5 protein-coding genes are annotated in these 6,033 nt (G+C 66.6%); 2 read left to right on the forward strand and 3 right to left on the reverse strand.

What is annotated here, in order from left to right; translation table 11 throughout:
- The first annotated feature begins 14 nt into the window (after positions 1-14).
- Complete coding sequence (locus GYB81_RS14690; protein ID WP_161867857.1) at positions 15-2,003, forward strand: metallophosphoesterase family protein; 1,989 nt, start codon at positions 15-17, stop codon at positions 2,001-2,003.
- Between the two features lie 69 nt (positions 2,004-2,072).
- Here the strand turns inward: GYB81_RS14690 and ycaC are convergent, their stop codons facing one another.
- Positions 2,073-2,702, reverse strand: a complete 630-nt coding sequence (ycaC, locus tag GYB81_RS14695; RefSeq protein WP_161867856.1) for an isochorismate family cysteine hydrolase YcaC — start codon at positions 2,700-2,702, stop codon at positions 2,073-2,075.
- Between the two features lie 156 nt (positions 2,703-2,858).
- Here ycaC and GYB81_RS14700 point away from each other — a divergent pair, with 156 nt between their 5' ends.
- Positions 2,859-3,764: a LysR substrate-binding domain-containing protein gene (locus tag GYB81_RS14700; protein ID WP_161867855.1), complete on the forward strand. Its 906-nt coding sequence runs from the start codon at positions 2,859-2,861 to the stop codon at positions 3,762-3,764.
- Positions 3,765-3,851: 87 nt separating this feature from the next.
- Here the strand turns inward: GYB81_RS14700 and GYB81_RS14705 are convergent, their stop codons facing one another.
- A complete protein-coding gene (locus GYB81_RS14705; RefSeq protein ID WP_161867854.1) occupies positions 3,852-5,474 on the reverse strand; it encodes an MFS transporter in 1,623 nt (540 codons plus the stop codon).
- Positions 5,475-5,553: 79 nt separating this feature from the next.
- Positions 5,554-6,033: amidohydrolase family protein (locus GYB81_RS14710; protein WP_161897867.1), on the reverse strand; the 480-nt coding region annotated here is incomplete at its 5' end.

The raw sequence follows: 6,033 nt of genomic DNA on the forward strand, positions 1-6,033 counted from the left end.
CCGGTAGTTTCTGCATGTCCGATAGCGCCCGCACCCCGTTGCCCGATGTACTCGCCGGCCCGCTGCTGCGGCGCATGGCGCCTGGCCGGCTGGTGCTCTGGCTGGTAGGCAGTCGGGCGCTGGACCTGCAGCTGTGGCTGCAGGCCGACGGCGAACAGCCGCGCACTCAGAGCCTAGAAGCGCATTGTCAACGCCTGCCGCTGGGCCACCACGCCGTGCTGCACCTGATCGACCTGCCGCTGGAGCAGGCGCTGCCGCAGGATGTGCGCATCGCCTATGACCTGCAGATCGTCGAGGACCAAGGCACTCGTGGCATGGCCGACTGGGCGCCGCACCTGCTCTACGACGGCGCCGAGCATGCTGATTTCGTCCTGCGCTCACGGGTCGATCAGTTGCTCCACGGCTCCTGCCGCAAGCCGCACCACGCCGCTGCTGACGGCCTGCTCTGCGCCGACCGCCTTCTGGCCGGGCAGCGCGACGCCGCCCAACGCCCGTCGTTGCTGCTGATGAGTGGCGACCAGGTCTACGTCGACGACGTCGCCGGGCCGATGCTGTGCGCCATTCACCAGCTGATCGCCCGCCTCGGTCTGTTCGACGAGTTTCTCGAAGGCGCCGTGGTTGAGGACAGCCAGGCGCTGTATGGCCATCCGGTCGGCTACTACCAACGCGCCGACCTGCTGCCGGCGGTGAAGAGCAACCAGACCCTGCGCGACAAGTTCTTCGGTGGTGTGGAAAAGCCGGTGTTCACCAGCAGCAGCGCCGACAACCACCTGGTGACCTTCGCCGAGATGATCGCCATGTATCTGCTGGTCTGGTCGCCGCTGCCCTGGACGCTGATCAGCGAAGAACAGCCGCCGCTGGACCAGCAACAACAGCAGCGTTATGCCGACGAGCGCCAGCGCATCGACGCCTTCCGCCAGAGTCTCGACCAGGCCGCGCGTGTGTTCGCCCACCTGCCGACGCTGATGATCTTCGACGACCATGACGTCACCGACGACTGGAACCTGTCCGCGCGCTGGGAGCAGACCGCCTACGGCCACCCCTTCTCCAAGCGCATCATCGGCAACGCCCTGCTCGCCTACCTGCTGTGCCAGGGCTGGGGCAACAACCCGGACGTGTTCGAGCAGCCGCTAAAGACCTTTGCCGAACTGCTGCAACAGCGCCAGAACGGCCACCTCCAGGCCGAGATGCAGGACGGGCTGATCGACCAGCTGCTGCATTTCGAGCAATGGCACTACGTGCTGCCGACCACCCCGGCGCTGCTGGTGCTGGATACGCGCACGCGCCGTTGGCGCAGCGAGGGGCACCTGTCGAAACCCTCGGGGCTGATGGACTGGGAGGCGCTGTGCGACTTCCAGCAGGCGCTGCTCGACCACCCCAGCTGCATCATCGTCTCGCCGGCACCGATGTTCGGGGTGAAGCTGATCGAGGGCATCCAGAAGCTGTTCACCTACGCCGGCCACCCGCTGATGGTCGATGCGGAAAACTGGATGGCCCATCGCGGCGCGGCCAGCGTGATGATGAACATCTTCCGCCACTCACGTACGCCGGGGGACTTCGTCATCCTCTCCGGCGATGTGCACTACTCCTTCGTCTACCGCGTGAGCATCCGCCACAAGCGCGCCAGCCCGACCATCTGGCAGATCACCAGCAGCGGCATCAAGAACGAATTTCCGCACAAATTGCTGGACTGGTTTGACCGCCTCAATCGTTGGCTCTATGCGCCCTGGTCGCCACTCAACTGGCTGACCAAGCGCCGGCGCATGCGCGTCACCCCGCTGATCCCCGACCGCAGCCGTGCCGGCGAACGCCTCTGGAACGGTGCCGGCCTCGGCCAGGTGTTCTTCGACGACCAGGGCCGGCCCAAACGCATCATGCAGCTCAATGCCGATGGCTCGGCGCCCGCCACCTTCGTCGCCGAGCGCGAATCAGGCCAGGCCAAGGCGACGCAAGCCAGCCCCGCGAATAGCGGCGCGGTGAGCGGAGACGAGCACCTGCGCTGAGCAAGCGAAAGCAATCGCCCATAAAAAAACCGGAGCCTTTGCAGGCTCCGGTTGCGTTTCAGGCGAGGATCACTTGCCAGCGGTCAGCGCGCTGTAGCTGGTGATCAGGTTGCGGTAGTCCGGGATGTGATCCGAGCAGATCTTGGCCAGGCCTTCCACGTCGTTGCGCCAGTCGCGGTGCAGCTCGCAGGCTACGGCGAACCAGTTCATCAGTTGCGCGCCGGCCTGGGTCATACGCTGCCACGCCGAGTCACGGGTGATCTGGTTGAAGGTGCCCGAGGCATCGGTCACCACGAACACGTCGAACCCTTCTTCGATGGCCGACAGGGCCGGGAACGCTACGCAGACTTCGGTCACCACGCCGGCGATGATCAGTTGCTTCTTGCCGGTGGCCTTGATCGCCTTGACGAAGTCTTCGTTGTCCCAGGCGTTGATCTGACCAGGGCGGGCGATGTACGGCGCGTCCGGGAACATTTCCTTCAGCTCGGGAACCAGCGGGCCGTTGGGGCCGGTTTCGAAGCTGGTGGTGAGGATGGTCGGCAGGTTGAAGAACTTGGCCAGATCAGCCAGCGCCAGCACGTTGTTCTTGAACTTGTCCGGCTCGATGTCGCGAACCAGGGAGAGCAGACCGGCCTGGTGGTCGACCAGCAGTACTACGGCGTTGTCTTTGTCCAGGCGGTTGTAGGTGGCGTTGGTCATGGTGAAGTCCTCGAGTTGCTTTCGGTGTTTCCAGCTTAGCTGGAAGGTTGGTTTGGTCCAGCAGTGCGTCACTGCATGGAAGAAAGATTAAATTCGAGACGACCAATCGACTAGACTACAAAAATTGCCTCTAGCGTTCTATTTGGAGAACGATAAATGGAAGACCTCAACAGCCTCTATTACTTCACCCAAGTGGTGGAGCATGGCGGCTTCGCCGCGGCAGGGCGCGCGCTGGACATGCCCAAGTCCAAGCTCAGCCGGCGTATCGCCGAACTCGAGGAGCGCCTCGGCGTGCGTCTGCTGCACCGTACCAGCCGGCACCTGTCGCTCACCGAGATCGGCCAGGAGTATTACCGGCGCTGCCTGGCCATGCGCGTCGAGGCCGAAGGCGCGGCGGAGGTGATCGAGCGCAACCGAGCCGAACCACGCGGCCTGGTGCGCCTGGCCTGTCCGACGACGCTGCTCAATTCCTGGGTCGGGCCGATGCTGACGCGCTACATGCTCAAGTATCCTTTGGTGGAGCTGTACATCGAGAGCACCAACCGCCGGGTGGATCTGCTGCATGAAGGCTTCGACGTGGCCCTGCGGGTGCGTTTTCCGCCGCTGGAAAACACCGACATGGTGATGAAGGTACTCGCCGCCAGCACCCAGTGCCTGGTGGGACACCCGGATCTGCTGGCCTCGCTGCCGAAGGATTTTCACCCCGAGGAACTCGGACGTCTGCCGAGCCTGCACTGGGGCGGCGCGCAGCGCGACTATCAGTGGGAGCTGCTCGGCCCTGAGGATGGCAAGCTGGTGATCACCCACCGGCCACGGATGATCACCGATGACCTGCGGGCCCTGCGCGACGGTGCGCTGGCAGGCGTGGGTATCGTCCACCTGCCCTGTGTGGCGGTGCGCGACGACGTGGCCGCCGGCAAGCTGGTGGAGATGCTGCCGGGCTGGGCGCCCAAGTGCGGCATCGTCCACGCCATCTTCCCGTCGCGGCGCGGACTGCTGCCCTCGGTGCGCACCCTGATCGATTTTCTCGCCGAGGAATTCAGCCAGAGCGACATGGCCTAGAAATGCCGAAGGCGCCGTCAGCCAGGGCTAACGGCGCCTTCGGCGCAGGAAGATGAGCCGCCCAGCGGGTGCTGGGCGCCCATGGTGTCACAACGCGGCCTGGCCAACCTCGGCTGGCTGAGCGGCCTGCCGGGCCGGCATTAGGAAGTGATCGATACGGATCGCCACGCCGGCCGTCTGGAACTGCCGGGCGGCAGCCTCGATGCGCTGCTCGGCACGCGTTACCCGGCCGTGGTGGCGCAGGTGCTCGAGCCAGGATTCGTCGAAGAAGAACTCCTGCCAGTGCCGTGGGTTCTCGCTGTTCTGCACCAGCCCCCAGGAGAAGGCACCGTTGCGCCGGCGCATGCGCGCCACTTCGCTCATCGCCTGGCGGAAGGCTGCAGCATGCTCGGCCGCGATGTCGTAGTGCAGGGTGACCATCACCGGGCCGCGCTCGAGATCGGCCTCGTCGGCGAGAATCGGCGCAGGCCAGTGCAGCGAGGGCGCGAGGTCTTCGCTTTCGGTGACCGGCAGCGGGAACCTGGCGCTCAGCAGCAGGCCCAGCACCAGGCAGCCGGCGGCGGCGAACAGCGCCAGCGGAATCGACGCCTGGCTGGCGACGAAGCCCCAGAGCGCGCCACCGGCGGCCATGCTGCCGAAGAACACCAGGATGTACACCGACAGCGCCCGTGCCCGCACCCAGTCGGGCACCGAGGTCTGCGCGGCGACCTGCAGGCTGGACAGCACGGCGATCCACGCCGCGCCGCTGAGCAGCATCACCGGCAGCAGGGCGGCGAAGTGGCGCACGCTGGCCAGGGCCAGCAGTACCAGGGCGTAGAGCAAGCTGGCCAGCAGCACCAGGCGGTCACTGCTGATGCGCTCGCGAATGCGCGGCAACAGGGTGGCGCCGAGTACGGCACCGACGCCGACGCTGCCGAGCATCAGGCCGAAGTCGCTGGCGCTGCCCTGCAGCTCGCCACGCACGATCAGCGGCAGCAGCGACATGCCGGCGCTGGCCCCGATGAAGAACGCCGCCGCGCGCACCAGCACCGCCTGCAAAGGCCTGGAGGCACGGCTGTAGCGCCAGCCGGCGCGGATCGCGCCCAGCAGACGCTCGGCCGGGAAGGCCGCCACCTGGCGCTCGCGCTTCCAGGTCAGCAGCACGGCCATGACCGCGAAGAACGACAGGGCATTGAGGGCGAAGGTCGCCCAGGCGCCACTCAGGCTCACCAGCACGCCGGCGATGGCCGGGCCGAGCGCGCGGGCGACGTTGATGCCGAGGCTGGACAGGGCGATGGCTGAGGGCAGGTCACGCTTGCTCACCAGCTCCGGAGTCAGCGCCGACCAGGCCGGCATCATCAGCGCGGTGCCGACGCCCATGGCCAGGGTCATGCCCAGCAGCAGCCAGACACTGGTCAGCCCGAGCAGCGTAAGCGTTGCCAGTGCGGTAGCCACGGCGGCCATCCACAGCTGCACGCCCAGCAGGTAGCGGCGCTTGTCGACGATATCGGCCATGGCCCCGGCCGGCAGCGCCAGCAGGAACATCGGCGCCGACCCGGCGACCTGCACCAGCGCCACATGCATGGGATTGGCCGACAGGCTGGTCATCAGCCAGCCGGCGCCGACTTCATGCATCCAGGTGCCGATGTTCGAGGCAATGCTGGCCAGCCACAGCCAGCGGAAGGTGCGGTGGTTCAGGGCGCCCCAGGGCGACGGTTTGGCGGTGGTCATCTCGGAGCAGGCCTTGTCGTGGAATGTTTTAGAATTCGGCGCACTGCCGCCAGCCCGGCCGGGCTGGCGGCAGGCGGGCTCAGAAGGCGAAGCAGGAGCAGCCGAACGCGCCCCAGAAGCCCTGATGATCACTGACCGGCACATTGCTGCGGCGCGCACGGTCATGCTGGTGCTGATGCACGGCGCAGGAGCCGATGCACTGGTGGATGCTCGCGCTCAGCGGCGCGGCGGTCGGGCTCCAGTGGCCGGGCACCAGGGCCACCGGCGACCAGTCCGGCATCACCGGCACGGTGGGCGGCGCCAGCTTGTCGAACTCGCTGGTGGCATGAACCACCTTGCCGCCGACCACGGTGAGCACCGATTCCAGCCACTTGATCTGCTCCTCCTCGACGCTGAAGAAGTCCGCCGACAGGGCCACCAGGTCGGCCAGCTGGCCCACCTTGATCTGGCCCTTCTTGCCCTGCTCGCTGGAGAACCAGGCGCTGCCGTGGGTGAACAGCTGCAGCGCGGTGGCGCGTGGCAGGCCTTGCGGGTAGAGCGTGGTGCCGCCAACGGTCTT

Origin of the sequence: Pseudomonas yangonensis (assembly GCF_009932725.1) — a bacterium.
In the GTDB taxonomy this organism is placed as follows: Bacteria; Pseudomonadota; Gammaproteobacteria; order Pseudomonadales; family Pseudomonadaceae; genus Aquipseudomonas; species Aquipseudomonas yangonensis.

What these genes read in the sequence shown, in the direction of transcription:
- GYB81_RS14705 (WP_161867854.1), bottom strand. Translation starts at nt 5,474, where the DNA reads ATGACCACCGCCAAACCGTCGCCCTGGGGCGCCCTGAACCACCGCACC.
- GYB81_RS14700 (WP_161867855.1), top strand. Translation starts at nt 2,859, where the DNA reads ATGGAAGACCTCAACAGCCTCTATTACTTCACCCAAGTGGTGGAGCAT.
- ycaC (WP_161867856.1), bottom strand. Translation starts at nt 2,702, where the DNA reads ATGACCAACGCCACCTACAACCGCCTGGACAAAGACAACGCCGTAGTA.
- GYB81_RS14690 (WP_161867857.1), top strand. Translation starts at nt 15, where the DNA reads ATGTCCGATAGCGCCCGCACCCCGTTGCCCGATGTACTCGCCGGCCCG.